16 protein-coding genes are annotated in these 16521 nt (G+C 35.1%); 8 read left to right on the top strand and 8 right to left on the bottom strand.

Annotated features, from left to right (window positions below; genetic code table 11):
- The first annotated feature begins 4 nt into the window (after nt 1-4).
- The 4 genes from BOQ64_RS18975 to BOQ64_RS18960 are packed head-to-tail and all read left to right on the top strand — an operon-like array spanning nt 5 to nt 4075.
- Nucleotides 5-739, top strand: coding sequence for a curli production assembly/transport protein CsgE (locus tag BOQ64_RS18975; protein WP_228448480.1), 735 nt, complete (start codon nt 5-7; stop codon nt 737-739).
- Nucleotides 740-750: 11 nt separating this feature from the next.
- The gene (locus BOQ64_RS18970) at nt 751-1161 is read left to right on the top strand and encodes a curli production assembly/transport component CsgF (protein WP_129059049.1); all 411 of its coding nucleotides are present in this window, start codon (nt 751-753) and stop codon (nt 1159-1161) included.
- Nucleotides 1162-1187: 26 nt separating this feature from the next.
- Nucleotides 1188-2552, top strand: coding sequence for a CsgG/HfaB family protein (locus tag BOQ64_RS18965; protein ID WP_129059050.1), 1365 nt, complete (start codon nt 1188-1190; stop codon nt 2550-2552).
- An 11-nt stretch (nt 2553-2563) separates the two neighbouring features.
- The gene (locus BOQ64_RS18960) at nt 2564-4075 is read left to right on the top strand and encodes a carboxypeptidase-like regulatory domain-containing protein (RefSeq protein WP_129059051.1); all 1512 of its coding nucleotides are present in this window, start codon (nt 2564-2566) and stop codon (nt 4073-4075) included.
- A gap of 251 nt (nt 4076-4326) precedes the next feature.
- On the opposite strand, the gene BOQ64_RS18955 is transcribed toward BOQ64_RS18960, so the two are convergent.
- The 8 genes from BOQ64_RS18955 to BOQ64_RS18920 all read right to left on the bottom strand — a co-directional run bounded on the left by BOQ64_RS18955 (nt 4327) and on the right by BOQ64_RS18920 (nt 11750).
- On the bottom strand, nt 4327-4977 hold the full coding sequence (locus BOQ64_RS18955) for a response regulator transcription factor (protein WP_228448479.1): 651 nt from the start codon (nt 4975-4977) through the stop codon (nt 4327-4329).
- Between the two features lie 226 nt (nt 4978-5203).
- Entirely contained in the window at nt 5204-5674 is a 471-nt protein-coding gene (locus BOQ64_RS18950) for an OsmC family protein (protein ID WP_129059052.1), read from the bottom strand.
- A 6-nt stretch (nt 5675-5680) separates the two neighbouring features.
- Entirely contained in the window at nt 5681-6607 is a 927-nt protein-coding gene (locus BOQ64_RS18945) for a TolB family protein (protein WP_129059053.1), read from the bottom strand.
- Between the two features lie 108 nt (nt 6608-6715).
- Nucleotides 6716-8113: a T9SS type A sorting domain-containing protein gene (locus BOQ64_RS18940; RefSeq protein WP_129059054.1), complete on the bottom strand. Its 1398-nt coding sequence runs from the start codon at nt 8111-8113 to the stop codon at nt 6716-6718.
- Nucleotides 8114-8238: 125 nt separating this feature from the next.
- Nucleotides 8239-8520 (bottom strand): hypothetical protein, encoded by a 282-nt coding sequence (locus BOQ64_RS18935; protein ID WP_129059055.1) that lies wholly within the window; start codon nt 8518-8520, stop codon nt 8239-8241.
- A 76-nt stretch (nt 8521-8596) separates the two neighbouring features.
- Nucleotides 8597-10159: a ribonuclease E/G gene (locus BOQ64_RS18930; protein ID WP_129059056.1), complete on the bottom strand. Its 1563-nt coding sequence runs from the start codon at nt 10157-10159 to the stop codon at nt 8597-8599.
- A 368-nt stretch (nt 10160-10527) separates the two neighbouring features.
- Nucleotides 10528-10818, bottom strand: a complete 291-nt coding sequence (locus tag BOQ64_RS18925) for an HU family DNA-binding protein (protein ID WP_002984212.1) — start codon at nt 10816-10818, stop codon at nt 10528-10530.
- A gap of 260 nt (nt 10819-11078) precedes the next feature.
- Nucleotides 11079-11750, bottom strand: a complete 672-nt coding sequence (locus BOQ64_RS18920) for a response regulator transcription factor (protein WP_129059057.1) — start codon at nt 11748-11750, stop codon at nt 11079-11081.
- A 202-nt stretch (nt 11751-11952) separates the two neighbouring features.
- On the opposite strand from BOQ64_RS18920, the gene tssO reads away from it, so the two are divergent.
- The 4 genes from tssO (at nt 11953) to tssR (ending at nt 16416) form a co-directional block, all read left to right on the top strand.
- Nucleotides 11953-12462, top strand: a complete 510-nt coding sequence (gene tssO, locus BOQ64_RS18915) for a type VI secretion system TssO (RefSeq protein WP_228448478.1) — start codon at nt 11953-11955, stop codon at nt 12460-12462.
- A gap of 73 nt (nt 12463-12535) precedes the next feature.
- Entirely contained in the window at nt 12536-13000 is a 465-nt protein-coding gene (locus tag BOQ64_RS18910; RefSeq protein ID WP_262708778.1) for a type VI secretion system transmembrane protein TssO, read from the top strand.
- 51 nt (nt 13001-13051) lie between these two features.
- Nucleotides 13052-13963 (top strand): PKD domain-containing protein, encoded by a 912-nt coding sequence (locus BOQ64_RS18905; RefSeq protein ID WP_129059059.1) that lies wholly within the window; start codon nt 13052-13054, stop codon nt 13961-13963.
- Between the two features lie 47 nt (nt 13964-14010).
- A complete protein-coding gene (gene tssR, locus BOQ64_RS18900) occupies nt 14011-16416 on the top strand; it encodes a type VI secretion system protein TssR domain-containing protein (RefSeq protein WP_129059060.1) in 2406 nt (801 codons plus the stop codon).
- Nucleotides 16417-16521 lie beyond the last annotated feature (105 nt).

Below are 16521 nucleotides of genomic sequence, written 5' to 3'. Positions count from 1 at the left end.
ACAAATGATGAAACCTTTATCTATCCTGAGTTTGAATACTTTTTTTGTCTTCCTGTCTATCATGACTTATGGGCAGGAGGATAAAAAAGTAACAGCAAGAATAGAGAGCACTACACTGGAAAATCAGATCAGAATAAAGGCTGTAGTGATTAATAATACAGCCGTCTATAAAGAACTGAACTATCTTTTAATATCTATAAAAAAAGGAAATGGGGGAAATCTTTCCAACAACCAGCAAAACGGTAAGTTTTCTGTAAATCCCAACCAGGTAAAGGTATTATCAGAAATCAGTGTAAACCTGGAACCAAAAGATGCTTTGAAAGCTTTCCTTTATATCAGAGATGAAGAATCCAAAGCTTTGGTAGCAAAAGACAGTCTTGAACTCAATAGTAACCTTTTTAAAAAGAATACAGCCAAGGCAGAGGATGATGCTGTTTATGAACTCAAAGGGCTTACCATTGATGAAACTAAAACCAAAGTTGGAAAAGACTTTTATGATATGTTTTATATCCAGTATAGTCAGCTTCCGGACAAAAGCAGCAGTGCAGTCACTATTTCTGAACTTCCTCTTCGCGGAACAAGCGGCCAGATCAATATTCAGATGGATGATAAAATTATCTACAGTTTTCTGACCAATCCGGGAGAAGATTATTTAAAAGAACAATTAGCTGCCAGTTTAAAATATATCAAGGAATTTGCAGCAAAGAAAAACCTTATAAAAAATGAATTTATCTATTAAAAACGTCCGCTATGAAAACGTTAATTATTATTTTGATTTTTATTGCGGGTATTTTCCAAGGGAAATCTCAGCAACTCGTTTACAAGCCGATTAACCCTGCATTTGGTGGAGACACTTTTAACTACCAGTGGCTTTTAAGCTCAGCCAATGCACAGAATCCATTTGATGAAAAAAATGATTATACTGATCTGCTTGACCGTATGAATTCTCTTGATAGTTTCACTCAGAGTTTAAATAGACAAATCCTCAGTGAACTTTCAAGAAAACTGTTTGAAGACCAGTTTGGCGATGGAAATATACAACCGGGTAATTATCTTTTTGGATCACTTTACCTTCAGGTTACCAATACCAATCAGGGACTTTTAATTAATATTTTGGATACCGGTACAGGCGATCAGTCCGAGATCGTAATTCCAAAATAATATAGAAACTTAAAACCAAACTTATCATGAGAACTTACACTTACACCAGAATCTTTTTCTGTAGTTTTCTGCTATGTGTCTTACAGGCTTGTAGTTCAATATTCGGCTTACCTTCGGATCCCGAAAAGCCAACGATGGGAGAGGTAACTGCTTCCACGGCAGAACTGAAAAAACTTCCTCTACCTAAAGAGAAAATAGTGGTAGGAGTCTATAAATTCAGAGACCAGACCGGTCAGTATAAACCTTCTGAAAATGGTAACAACTGGAGCACTGCGGTGCCACAGGGAACCACTACCATCCTTATCAAAGCTCTTGAAGACAGCCGTTGGTTCATTCCTATTGAAAGGGAAAATATAGCTAACCTGCTCAACGAAAGACAGATTATCCGTTCCACACGTCAGGAATATATAAAAGATGCTGATAAAAACGCACAATCACTTCCTCCGCTTCTATATGCCGGAATTCTTCTGGAAGGAGGAGTAATTTCCTACGACAGTAACATCCTTACAGGCGGTCTTGGCGCCCGTTACTTTGGAATTGGGGCATCTACACAGTATCGTCAGGACAGAATTACCATTTATCTTCGAGCCGTTTCCACTCTTAACGGAGAAATCCTTAAAACGGTATATACATCCAAAACCATTCTTTCAACCAGTGTAAACGGTAGTTTTTTCAGATATATCGATACAGAAAGACTACTGGAAGCTGAAGTGGGCCTTACCCAAAACGAACCCGTTCAGTTAGCGGTAACCGAAGCCATCGAAAAAGCTGTGAAATCCCTTATTGTTGAAGGAATTCAGGATAAAATATGGGGGAAATCTATAGATGATACAGCAGGTTATCAGGCATTAATCAAGGAATATAATAATGAACAGGAAAATAATACCGGAAGAGCAATAGGAAACAGATATCCTGACAATTACAGACAGAAAGTTTCCGTATTTGCAAATGTAGAGGCTCAGAAGGTGAAAGATGACTATGTAAACCCTAAAATGAATATAGGTGGGAAAGTGGGAATTAAATATTTTCTCACTCCTAACCTTAATGTTGAGCTAAGTGGAAACTATTTTACCCTTGAAAATGAAAATATTGTAAAAAGAAATTACTTCGGTCCTGAAGTTAATCTGGAATATCTTCTTTTTCCGAAATACAGATTCAGCCCATACGTTTATGGTGGAGTAGGTGCATTCTACTCTAAGTATAAACCTCAATACAAAGCACAGGTTGGGGGCGGACTTGAATATATGATTAACCGTAATTTTTCAGTGAGAGCTTCTGCGCAATATGATCTTGGTTTTAAAGACGATTGGGAAGGGCTTGTTAACGGAAAAAGAAAAGATCAGGCTTTACGCTTTGGATTAGGAATCAACTTTTACTTTGGAAACAAATAAAAACACGAATTATGAAAACTTTAATCAAAACACTCAGCATATTCATTCTAATTTTTTGTCTGTTTTCATGTAATGAAGACCTTGTAGAACAGGCTCAGACAGGAATATTAAAAGGAAAAGTAGTAAAAAGAGGCAGTAATGTGCCCCTGGCTAATGTGAAAATCTTCACTAACCCTACAACACAAACCGTTTTCAGTGGTACTGACGGTTCTTTTGAAATTGCGGCTATGCCGATAGGTAACTATTCTGTAAAAGCAGAACTTTCAGGATACATTACCAGTTTTCAGTCTGTTAATATGCAGAATCAAAATCAATTGGTAACAGTGGTATTTGAAATGGATGATGATACTTCACTGAATTCTCCGCCTACCACACCGCAGCTTCTGAGCCCTATAGATAATGCCGTTAACCAGCCATTAAGTGTTGAGCTTACCTGGAGTGCAACAGATCCGGATACAGCAGACGTATTAAAATATAGTTTAACAATTAAAAATAATCTTGACACTAATGTGATACAGGTTAATGATTTGAAAGTAAATCATTATACACTTTCAAATCTAAAGTTTGGTGTAAGTTACTTCTGGCAGGTGTCTGTTTCGGACGACATTCACCAGCCAGTTTTAAGCCAGACCGGTAAGTTCACTACCAATACGGTTCCTGCCAACAGATATCACTATACGAGAAAACTGAATGGTAACTTTGTCATCATGTCCAGTGATGAACTGGGTAACAGCTTTCAGTTCACAGACTCATCCTATAACAGCTGGCGGCCAAGGAAAAATAATAATGCAGGCCTCATTGCTTTTCTCCGAACAGAAGGAGGTAGTACCCATATTTACACTGCAAATCCTGATGGTTCTAATCCTTTTAAAGTAACAACAGTAGCTGTAGCCGGATTTAACAACTATGAAATGGATTTTGCCTGGAGTACGAACGGTAAGGAAATTATCTATTCAAATTTCAACAAGCTGTATAGGATCAATAAAGATGGAAGTGGCCTTACTCTGGTATATACCACTCCGGACGGAAGTTTGATTTCGGAATGTGACTGGAGTTATGACGGAAGTAAAATCGCATTGAAAACCAATGACTATAACGGATATAATACAAATATTTATATCATAGATATGATGGGAAATGTTCTTAAAACAGTATTGTCCGGATCCGTAGGAGCCAGTGGAGGTTTAAATTTCTCCGTAGACGGACAGCTTCTTCTGTTTACCCGAGATATATCAGACTATCAGGATGGAAGTGGAAATTACCGTCAGTTGGATTCTCATATCTTCATTTATAACCTGGCAAATAATGCTGTAACTGATATTTCTTCTGAGAGCGAAAAAGCTATGGGTACCAATGATCTGGATCCAAGATTCTCGCCTAATAATGCTCAGGTGATCTTTATGAATACTTCTAATGATAATATTTCACAGCGAAATGTAATGGTCATAGATCTGAACAGCAGTATGACAGATCTTTCACGATCCGCACTTTTCAGTAATGGCGAAATGCCGGACTATGAGTAGGAGAAGAGAGACTGTACTTTAAAATAAAGAAAAGTCAATAGTGAATTTTGCTTCACAAGTGAATAGGAAATTTTTCATGGTATACAAAAATTGACGTGTGAAGCGAATTGAATATTCACTATTGACTTTTAATGTTCTATATTAATAATCAGTTATTTGCCGAACTTTTTATTAACAGGAATTTGGGATCAGGCAAAGAAAAATCCAGACCGTAAGGTCTGGATTTTCTAGGTTAATTGTTTGGTGGCCAATCAGTCTACAATATGATTTTCAATAGCATATTTTACGACTCCCGCTGTATTTTTTACGTTGAGTTTCAAAAGAATTTTTTTTCTGTGTGTTTCTACCGTATTGATGCTTATAAAGAGTTTTTCACATATATCTTTGCTGCTGAATCCGTCACAAATCAGTTTTAAAATTTCCATTTCACGACGGGTAAGAGGTTCTCTGATGTGAAAATTTCGTTTTTCCTGTTCATTACTGATGAAGCTGATCATTCTTTCTTTAGCGTTATCACAAATATAAATTTCGTTCAACAGTAATGCATTGATGGCTTTTATAAATTCATCGTATCTGCAGTTTTTATCCAGATAGCTTTTGATTCCTTTATTGAAAAGCTTTCTGATGTCAATGACGTCATAACAGTTACCTAGGATAATAATTTTGATCTGATGATGCTCTGTGATGATACCTTCCACAGATTTACATATCTCTGTAAGCATGAGTATATTAGAACTCATAACGAGCATTTCAGGGGGTTCATCTCTTAGTTGGTTGGAGAGATTTTCTAAAGAATTGCAGATATTGATAGAGTTAAAAATTTTACTCTGCATTAATAATTTTGATAACCCTTCAGTGTATAACATAGGTTCATCGAAAATGGTTAATCTTGGTTTCATCATGGTTGGTTTTATTTATATAAAAATATGAAAAAAACTTAACATTATGAATAAAATTGACAAATAATTTTAATTTTATATGAATATTATTGTAATAAAATGTTATTTTTGTTGATTATTTGTTAAATAAATCTCTTTTTGTTGAATTTTGACTGCGTTATTTAGAGTTATTGTCGTTGATTGTCTAATAATACAGGCGTTTTAGGATGTTGTTTTAGATTTATTTTTTTTATTTAACTAACACAGTGGGGAAATGTTTTACAGTAAAATTAACAGAATTGGCAATAAAGCAAAACTCATTGGCTTTGTGATGAAGTTCTTTTGCTTTTTCTATCATAGATTCTTCAGAAACTGTAACGGTGGGGTATAAAGTTACTTCTGTGAAATGACCACTTCCATTAGCTGTTTCTTCCATAATTCCAGTAGCTTCATCAATATATTCTGTTACAATAACACCTGCCTCAGAACAGAAATGGAGATACCACAGCATGTGGCAGGAAGAAAGCGAAGACAGAAACAGGTCTTCAGGATTATGTTTTGTTTTATCTCCCCGGAAAGCCGGATCAGATGAACTTTCAATAGCAGTCTTATTTTCAACTGAAATAGTATGACTTCTTTCGTAATTTCTATAACTGCTGGTTCCTGTTCCTTTGTTTCCTGTCCATTGGATCGTAGTTTTGTAATGATGTTTCTTGTTCATTTGTAATTATTTTGAGTCAAAAGATATCTTATAAATTTTACTGAGTCCATTTTCGCCTTCATTTATGTATTGCTGGAAATCAGAAATTCCATTGAATTTTCTGGGCGGTAAATTTGTTCTTCGGCTCGTAAAATATAAAGTTTTATTTTTTTCATCATAGAAAGGGCAATACTCCATAAACTTGGTATTGATATTTGTTCCCAGGTTTTCGGCTTTTTGCCAGTTTCCGTCAGATGATTTTTTTGAAATATAAAGATCTCCACTTCCCAGGCCTCCTTTTTCATTGTATTTCGTGTAGATGATAAAATTTTCTTTAGGAGAAATATAAGCGTTGAATTCATACCCGCTGCTGTTAATATTTTCGTTCAGTAATTGAGGGGCAGCATAGGCTTTGCCATCCCATTTACAGAAATAAATATCATCTTTTCCCATTCCATTAGGAGACTCCATAGTAAAGTACAGATTATTGTTATGGGAAAGGCTGGGGTAAAATTCATTCAGTTCCGAGTTAACGGGTTTTCCCATGTTAACAGGTTCAGACCATTTTGAAGACTCGGTGTTTCTTTCAACGTACCAAATATCAAAATCTTTCTTTTGCTGTTGATCTCGGTGTAGCGGACGGTCTGAGGCAAAATAGAGGCGTTTTCCGTCAGAGGAAAGAAAAGGTTCCATGTAAGAAAAAGAATCATTGAAAGATGCTAACTGTGGCTCATTCCAGCTTCCTTTATTCTTTTTGATGAAGGCAATTTGTGATATTTCCTGATTAGGGCTTTGTATAGTAAAATAAGCTTCATTTCCGTCTTTTGATAAGGTTAGATCTCTTGTGTTGAGGAATTGATTAAGATCTTTATTGAAGAGGCTTATTTCTGAGGTATTTTGAACTGAAAATAATCCTGTAACTAGAAAAAAGAGAATTCCGGATATTCCTTTCATGGTGCTGGTATTAGAGTGTTACACTTTTTCTTTCTAATCAGTATTCAATAAAAAAAGTATCTGCCAAAATTAAGCAAATACTTTTAAAAAATATGATCTGGATTATATTTACTCCTTAATCAGTTTTTCAGTGATAATTTTTCCGTTTTCAAAAGTAACTTTAGCAAAATAGATTCCTTTAGGTATGTCTGAAAAAGAAGACCCGGAGTTTTTTATGGTTCTTACAAGCTTTCCATCGGCAGTAGATATTTCAATTTTGCTCACTTTTTCTTTAGATTGATAAATCAGGTTTTGTTTTACAGGATTTTCAAAAGAAACAGCAGGACTCGCTTTTGCCATATCTATTGTAGACAAACTACCATTTGAAAGCAGATATTTTACAATGTATCCGTTTCCTCTTATCATGATATTATTAGTATTAATAAACATTTCCTCTACGTCAGAATCTGTTTGTAAATAATCATTAAAAAGAGGATCTACTAAACCGCTTTGAGAAATTTTTGAAATTAAATTAATTGAATTGCCTGCACCTCCAACATAGTAAGAACCTCCTTTTTCGGTAATACTTTGAATCCATGCGCCTCCATTCAATCCGGAATTTGCATCTACATTGTAATTAAATGTGTTATCAAAAGTTCCATCCTGATTTAGTCTATGAAGTTTATCATCTGAACTTAGCGCGAAAAGAATTTTATTGTTACTATCCACAAATACGGCATTAGTACCACCATAACCATAGCCATTAGCATCCACAAATGATAATACACCATTATTTCCAAAGTTCGTTATGGGTTGCCCATCCAGATTAAATTTTTGAATAAATCCGCTGTTACTGTTAAAACAGATGATATTAGATTGATTGTCTATTCGTACAAATGTTCTGCCGGGAGGAGTTCCTTTTGTAGCTGTATAACCATTGTTACCGAAAGTGGTATCTAAACTTCCATTAGTATTAAGTCTGAAAATGACATGCTGATGCTGAACATTTTGAATGTATTTAATAGCATGAACAAGTATTTTGTCATTCTGCAGAATAATTCCATAAGAAGTATAGTTTTGATCAGGAACTAAAGAGGGCACTGTTACAGTACCGTTGGTTCCAAAAGTGAGGTCTGGCAGGCCATTTGGAAGTATCCTTGATATAGCTACTGATTCTGTATTGGTGAAACCAAAAACTATCAATTTTCCATCTGATTGAATTTTAACTTCATTGAGGTAACTGTTGTTAGGTAATTGAACAGTTCCGTTTACTCCAAAATTTGTATCTACAGTCCCATTGGGTGTAAGCTTTGATACATATGACCCTGTTACATTAAGAGGAGAAGAAGAGATGCTTGTATTATAGGAGAAATAAATTTCACCACCAGGATTTTGGGCCATTGACCAGGTAAGGTTTCCTGGCATTGGATATTTTCCATTGGTAGCAAAACTTGGATCTTTAGAAATAATCTGTGCAAAAGCAGTCTGTACTGCAAAAAGCAATACTAGAAATAAATTTTTTGTCATTGTATTTTTGAATTTTAAATTGGAAATAAAAGTACCTGCCTGCTTTGGATGAATACTTTTTATTCCGATATGGTTATTATTAATTTTTTATCAATTTTTTAGTTGTTTCCTTTCCATTGGTGAATCTAACCTTTATGGTATAAATTCCAGTCGGAAGTCTTTACTTCACCATTTATTCCAAAAGTGGTATCTACTGCTTCATTGGTGTTTAATTTGGATAAAATAACTTCAGTAGTTGCATTTTCGTAAAGACTTCCGTCTGAATGTTGAACAGTATTAGTGTAGTAGGAATTAGAAGCTTCAGTAATAGTATACTTTCCGTTAGAAGAGAAGCTATTGTCATAAGATATAATTTGAGCAGAAATGCTCTGAGCTACCAAAGTAGCCAGTAATAGATTTTTTTTCATTCTGTTTGAGTTCTATGTGTTTTTTTGCAAATATAATAAAAAACCTTCAGTTCAACTGAAGGTTTAAAATTTTGTCTTAATTAGAGAATTCTATCAATTCTTCTTTTTTAGAATTGTAAATTCTGTATTCTAAATATTTAAAAGAATCTCTTGGTACAATGGTTACCCATTTTTTGTACTTCATGAACCATTTCATCTGGATACTTTTAAGGAAGCCTTTCGTTAAGTAAGCTTCTACAAATGGGTGTACATGCAGGTAGACTTTTCCTTTTTCTTTCTGCAGAATGTTTCTTAGAGTTTCACCCATTCTTTCCACGATCACAATTGGAGCTACAATTTCTCCGTCTTTGTTCGGGTTTTCTTCTTTGGTTTCAATCTGTTTTTCCGGACGGTTTCTTTGTCTGGTAATCTGGATGAGACCGAATTTACTTGGAGGAAGAATTTTGTGGCGTGCTTTATCACGCTTCATTTCCTCTTTAAGGTGTTCATAGAGCTCTCTTCTGTGCTCTGAATTTGGCATGTCGATAAAATCGATCACAATGATACCGCCCATATCGCGGAGGCGAAGCTGTCTGGCAATCTCAGTAGCTGCCATTTTGTTCACTTTAAGAGCGTGTTCTTTATTGACAGCGGTTCCGGTTGTAATATTGTTACCGGAGTTAACGTCTACGACGTGAAGGGCTTCTGTATGTTCAATAACAAGATAAGCACCTTTGGAGCTTGGTATGTTGACATGTTTTCCGAAGCTCTGTTTAAGCTGTTTTTCAACATTGTAATATTCCAGAAGTGGAATATGAGAATCATAAAACTGGACAATATTTTTCTTTTCAGGCGCAATTACTTCAACGTAATTGGTCATTTCATTCACCATTTGCTCATCATCGCAGATGATATTCACGAAATCCTGATTAAAATTGTCTCTTAAAATAGCTGAAGCTTTGTCTTCTTCGCTTAAAACTTTAGACGGAACTTTGTTTTTCTGGATATTTTTAAAAGTACTTTCCCACTTCTGAATCAACTGATTCATATCATTATGAAGGTCGGCTACCTTTTTTCCTTCGGCTACGGTTCTGATAATAACTCCAAAACCTTCAGGCTTAATGCTGTCAATCAGAGTTCTTAATCTTTCCTTTTCTTCAAAACTTTTAATTTTTTTAGAAATGGAAACCTTATTGTCGAATGGAATTAAAACCAAAAAACGTCCTGTCAGTGAAACCTGGGTAGAAATTCTGGGACCTTTTGTAGATATAGGTTCCTTGGTAATTTGTAAAAGGACCAGATCGTCCTTAGCAATAACTTTGTCTACCGTTCCGTTTTTATCTATTTCGGGCTGTATCTCGAAATTTTTTAAGCTTGAAGAGTTTTGTTTTTTAGAGATCGTATCTTTTAAAAACTTTCTGTATGTAAGGTATTGTGGTCCTAAATCCTGATAATGCAGGAATGCATCCTTGTCATATCCTATATTTACGAATGCGGCATTAAGGTTAGGGGCCAGCTTTTTTACTCTTCCTATAAACAGATCTCCAACTATAAAATCGCTTTTGTCCTCTTGCTCATGAAGTTCACATAGTCTTCCGTCTTCCAGCAGTGCAATCTTTGTAAGATCATCTTCATGCGAAACTATTAGTTCTTTCTTCATTTTGTTATCAGATAAAAATTGTTAAGATTTTAGGAAATTGGTATTGTTCTAGATTAATTCATCTATTAAATATAAGGATTTAGAATGAAAACCATTATATTTTTGTTAAAATAATATTTGAAACCATCCGTTTTCCGCGGAATCTTATAGTTGCAAACAAAAATATAGTCGGTGAACTTTAAAAATTTAAAACCACCAACTATATTATTATATTGTAAATCTCGAGAAAAAGAGATTATTTTTTCTTATGTCTGTTCGCTCTTCTTCTTTTCTTTCTTTTGTGAGTCGCAACCTTGTGTCTTTTTCTTTTCTTTCCGCTTGGCATAATTTTAATTTTTTAGTAACTAGTTAATATTCAGTTAATGTTCTTATTTTACTGCAACTTTCGTTTTTACTTTCTCAACAAAAGATTTTGAAGGTTTGAAAGCAGGAATGTTATGAGCAGGAATCTCAATCGCAGTGTTTTTAGAAATATTTCTTCCTGTTTTAGCAGCTCTTGTTTTAATGATAAAAGATCCAAAACCTCTCAGATAAACGTTATCCCCATTATACATAGAAGTTCTGATCTCCTGCATAAAAGCTTCTACAACTTTCTGTGTTTCATTCTTTTCTGTTCCCAACTTATTTGAGATGGTGTTTACCAATTCTGCCTTTGTCATTTCCTTATTTTAATTTTAAATTTTAGGTGTGCAAATTTAGTTAAAAAAATTGAATACTAGCAAATTAGTGGCAAAATATTTTTGTTCAAATAGTTGAGCTATTAATGTATATGCTATGTTAACGCTGGCTAGAGATAATTTAACGATAAAATAATATTACAGTATTATAATGGAAAATTATCAATAATGATGTAAAAATAGAACGTATAACAATCAACCTGACAGAGCTTTCTGTTATGTGTTCCATCTCTCATAATCAATTACATACTTGAATTATAGTACCCGTTTTCCACACAAAAACGGATAAGATGAAGTTTCGTCTTTAATCCCAATTTCTCCGTAAGACGGTTGATATAGGTGTCAATTGTTCTTGTACTCAGGTTCAGTTTTTCTGCAATTTCTTTATTACTGAAACCTTCGTAACAGAATCTCATCAGCTGTATCTCGGCCGGAGAAAGCTCTTCCTGTCCCTTCTTCTGCCTGTCCATATATTCCTGTACGGCAAGCGGCTGTTGTTCCCATTCTTTGGAATAAGCTTGATAATCAAACTCATCAGAAGCAATATTACCTTTAATAATATCTTTAATAATAGTACTGTTCTTCTGACAGTAATATATATTAGGAATTTTCGACAGAATCTCAGCCATATCTTCCTGGTAAGTCCCGGAGTAAGTGATAATAGGTGTTTCTGTATTGTTTTTCCTTATATATTTAATCGCTTCAATTCCACTCAATACCGGCATAAACAGCTCAATAATGAATACATCTTCCTGTCTTCTGTAGATCCTGTTCACCAGCTCGTGGCCATTGTTACAGTCGTTCAACAGCATATAGAAAGGGTTCTCCATCAAGGTTTTGATCATTATTTTTTTAAAATAAAAATCGCTGTCTGCTATAGAAAAACGCACGGTATTAGATAATATTTTACTCATTCTTAATATCGATTTGGCAAATGATATTTAAAATTCAGAGGCCTAATTTATGAAAAACTTATTAAAGAGAAAATTAATATTAATTTAAACCGGGATTTCACGAAATCCGGGCAGGGAAAATACGTATTGTGCATAAAATTTTTTTTTATACTTTCACAGGCCAAACAAATCGCAAACATATGTCTTCTAACAGGGAAAAAAATTGAACAAATCTGACGTCAGAATGGGCATTTGGAAGTTTATACTTTCTTTTGCCGTTTTGTCTATGGTATCCTTTAGTTGTTTGTACCTCTTCTTTAAGAGCTATGATATACAACGTGAAGGGATAAGTCGCGAAGCTGAAGCTTACAAGGAATTAATGCGCAGAAGTGATCTGCTGAAGAGTAGTGTAGATGATATTTACGAAAAAATGACTCAGCTTGATATGAACAAGGTGCAAAATGATGCATTTCTAAGAACCAGTATTATGGATAACGTGGGAAGTGTTAAAAGTATTATGGGGAAAGACAGTACTCAAAGCTTTAAGCACTACGCTGCATTAATGAAGCAGATAGGACCTATGATTACTCTGAAAACTAATATTATTGGAGTAGAATACAAGAAGAAAACAGTTCTCAGAGATCTTGATGAATGTATGGGAAAAGTAAGCAGGGCCAATAATGAGCTTAGAAAAGATCCCACAAGAAATTTCACAGGAGGTAGAAGAAGATAAAAAATAAAGATATGCAAGGACAAATTACACTATCTAAAAAGGAAAGGCATTATCAGTTTTTTATTTAATACTGATGCTTATCACTGCCATGTTATTTCTGGGAGTTATCTTTTTAAAAGGATTTGAATCTCCGTTTTCTGATGAAGATGTGAGAGGAATTCAGAATCTTGAACAAAAGTCTGAATTTGAACAGCACCAAAAAATTATTATTCCGATCATGGACAGTACGTATACCATGATTACGAAGCTTACCGATGAAGCTCCGCAGCCTTTTGTGGAAAATAATATCTTTGTAGGGGTTAATGATCTTAATGACTACTTTAAACGTCGTGATAATATTATTGATACCCGAAAAGATGCCTACCCACAAATTGCTAAATTTTACAAAATGTACTACGAAGATAAAAAGGTAATTTCAACCACTTCGGAAGACATCAAGAGATTTGAAAAGCAGGTAGAGGAGTGCAGAATAGGATTTAAAGATAAACAGGATAAGATTTATCAACGTCAGAGTGAGTTGAAGGCACGTACCCAATAAACTAACAATGAATTTAGGAACTTTAAATAAAACACATCACAATTATTAACTATGAATTATTTTCAAAAGAACAAGAAGAACATTATTATCGGTGTTATTGCAACGTTGCTCATTGCGGCACTTGTTGCACTATGGCTGCAGAAAAAAGTGATCCATTCTGCGGATGATATTGTTGCAGTAGTTTACCCATCTACATTGTCAGTAGGAGATACTCTTTTATTTGAAGATAAAACCCAGTTTGCTAAAACCAAAAGATGGAATTTTGCAGACGGTACAACTTCTGATAAAAACAGCGGGATCCACTTCTATAATAAACCTGGCTACTATCAGGTAAGCTTGATTGTTGACAACAAGTACACAAAATCATTCCCGGTTATGGTGACTGCAAGAAGCATCAAACAGCCGAAAGACAGTGTAAAGTCTAAAACAACAATAGAAGCTCAGACACAGGCAATGCAAAATGAAAACGTACAGTTCCGTGCTGTTTCCAACGCTGCGCAATTTGCGTGGAAGTTTGGAGAAACGGGAAATACCGATGCTAAAGAGAAATTAGCGATCTATGCTTATAAAAAACCGGGAGACTATGTGGTAACCCTGTATACAGAAGAAAGTCAGGAGCCTATCTACCACCGTATCAAAATCCTTCCAGCTTATAACTCTTTGGAACAGGAAGAAGTATCTGTAGAAGATTCTTATGCGAAAGTTGATAACGATTTCAAATATCACTTACAGCAGATTGCGAACGGAAACAGTTTCAACATGCATTACAATTACCTGTTAAAAACATATCTGTGTAACAATGAAAACACAGTGGTAAAAGTAAATGATAGTAAAGTAAATAACTTCTACATGTACTGTGCAGGTCTTCAGTTTGATAAGAATACTGTGATCCAGACTGTAAAGGTGAATTTAGATGATACACAGAACTGTGTAACCAAAGTAGATATAAACCAAAGCAAATAATACCGTCCGGTTTTCCGGATGTGCCAATCATAAAAAGATAAAATAGGATGAAAAATAAATTTCCTCTAGCAGCATATTATATAGGATTATCAGTATTGTTGACGAGTTGCCAGGTAAAGCTGCCGTCAAAAAAGACCCCTGAGCCTTCTCAATATGGCCAGGTAGATAATTCAACAGTTGTCAACGGTTATCCTAAAAAATCCGTTCCATGGATCGTTATTTCAGACAGATCAAGAAATACGGCTTATTTGGATAAAGATGATGAAAAATCATATAAAGAAGTAAAATTCCTGGAACCTTTAATGGTTCTGAAACATAGAGACGGAATGGTAAAGGTTGCGGAATATGTTCCGGATGCCTTAATGAAAAAAGTCTCCTCAAAATCCATTAAAACCTACGGCTGGATCCATGAATCTGACCTGCTTTTATGGAATCACTCTCTGAAAAATGAAAGAACAGGATATCCTGTAAGAGTTGCAGTAGTACCTAATAACAGTGAGGTTATCAGAAATGCTGAAAGATACTATAAGAATGACTCTATCATGGTGTTCAATTCTCCAAGTCTTATTGAAACTGCCAATGTTAAGATCCCTAACGGGCAGATGGTATATGTGTACAAGCAGGCTGAAAATAACAAAAGGTTCCTGGTAGGTAAAAAACCGTCTGTTGATATTGACAGTATTGGTAAAGGGCTTTACGGATGGGTAAGCTCCAACGTAATTTCTGCATGGGGTGAGCGTTCAGCCATCAAACTTAAAAATACAACAGGGATTACAGATACTGAGTTGGGAGTACGTGAAGGATATCCGGGAGCGTCAGGATCAGATGCTGAAAATAAAACAGCTATTCTTCTTACCGACGTAAACAAGAGAAAACCTCTGGAAAATATCTTCCCGGTAACCCTGGCTTTAAATGAAACTCCAACCCCGGATTCCAAAACCAAATATTTCACCAATATCCTTGATTACAGTAAAAACTACGTATTTAATGTATTGGGAGAACCTATCTATTTCGACCGTTATAAAGAAATTACAGATAGAGATAAAAACATCAATATTGTTTTTGCACTGGATATAAGTGCCGGAAATGCACCTTATGCTCCTATTGTAAAATCTTTATTACAGGACCTTCAGCTTAGATTTGAGAAACCATCGTATTTCAATAACGTAAAATATGGGGTAGTTCTATATAAAAACAACCCTTGTGGTAACAACACAGCGGTTTCCAACCTAAGTTCTGATTACAGTAAGATTACAACGTTTATCGATCAGAAAACGAATGAAATGAACTGTGCCAGCAATAATGGCTACCAACCGGTAGGAGAGGCTCTTTCTGCCGCAGGAAACCTTCTTTCCAATGTTCCGGATGAAACCAATATTGTAGTCACTGTAGGTACTTCTGCTAACCAAAGCGGAAACATGTACAGTGTAATTGGTTCCCTTACTCAGGCTCAGGCAAGACTAATTATGTTCCAGACCAGCGCAAGATCTTCAGATACTTATAATGATTTTGTACTAATGGCTGAAAATGTGGTAACGAATACTGCTAAAAATATTGCTGAGCTTAAAAAGCAAAAGATTATTAACCAGTCTGATGTTCTTACCAAGAATAATTTCAGCCTTGTAGAAGGTGATGAAGGATTCTTCTCTTTAGCTTACCCTAAACAGAGTATGTCTCAGGGATTTGTAATCTTCCCTAAAAAAGGAGATGTAGCTACTCCGGGATTCCTTAAAAAATCAGTAGATAGCCTTATTGCACAGGTTACTGTAGATAATCAGAGTGTAGATAAGTCATTGAATGAATATTTCCACTCTTCAGTAGGAGCAGGGAAAACAGATGTAGATTTAAAGTATAAATATCTGTATCCGGGACTTACTAACCCTGTTTCTGCGGGAATTGCTGCACAGCTGATTAACTACGGAAATCCATTCCTTGTAAAAGGATATTTACCAAAAGAACTGAAAGAAATTACACCAAGTGTAGAAAAAGGAATCCTTATTTCTGAATCAGAATATGATAATCTTAAAGCTTTCTATTCTGAAGTATACAGAAATACAGAACCGGATAAACCAGGCTTCAGCCAGTCAAAAGCAATTAAGGAATATGTTAGATTGTTGAAGAAATACAATCCAACAATCAAATTCTTAGATAAAGGAGACCTGTATGAATTGCCAATGTCTTACGCTATCGGAATGAGTACCGGATTCGATCTTTCTGAAGAAGAAATACTGGCTAAATTCAAACTGAAAGGATGGAAGAAGTCAAAAATAGTTCGTAATGAAACGGTAAGAACTTATTTCCATCACTATAAGGATTTAGCAGAAAGAATGCTGAACCACAGAAATAATCCGGCAGTGAAAATTCAACAGAACGGGCAGACGTTCTATTGGTTGAACGAGTTCTTTACTCCAACCATGGCTCCAACAGAAGCCCCGGAATATACTAAACATTAATTGTTAGTTTTATCATCATAAAAAAGCAGAAGTAATCTTACTTCTGCTTTTTTTATTGAACAATACGTTGTCGAATACCTTCATACTATTTTGATGACGGAATAT

The organism is Chryseobacterium sp. CH25 (assembly GCF_004119455.1).
In the GTDB taxonomy this organism is placed as follows: domain Bacteria; phylum Bacteroidota; class Bacteroidia; order Flavobacteriales; family Weeksellaceae; genus Chryseobacterium.
Note: the sequence above shows the minus strand (reverse complement) of the source record. Positions and strands in the feature narration are given on the sequence as shown.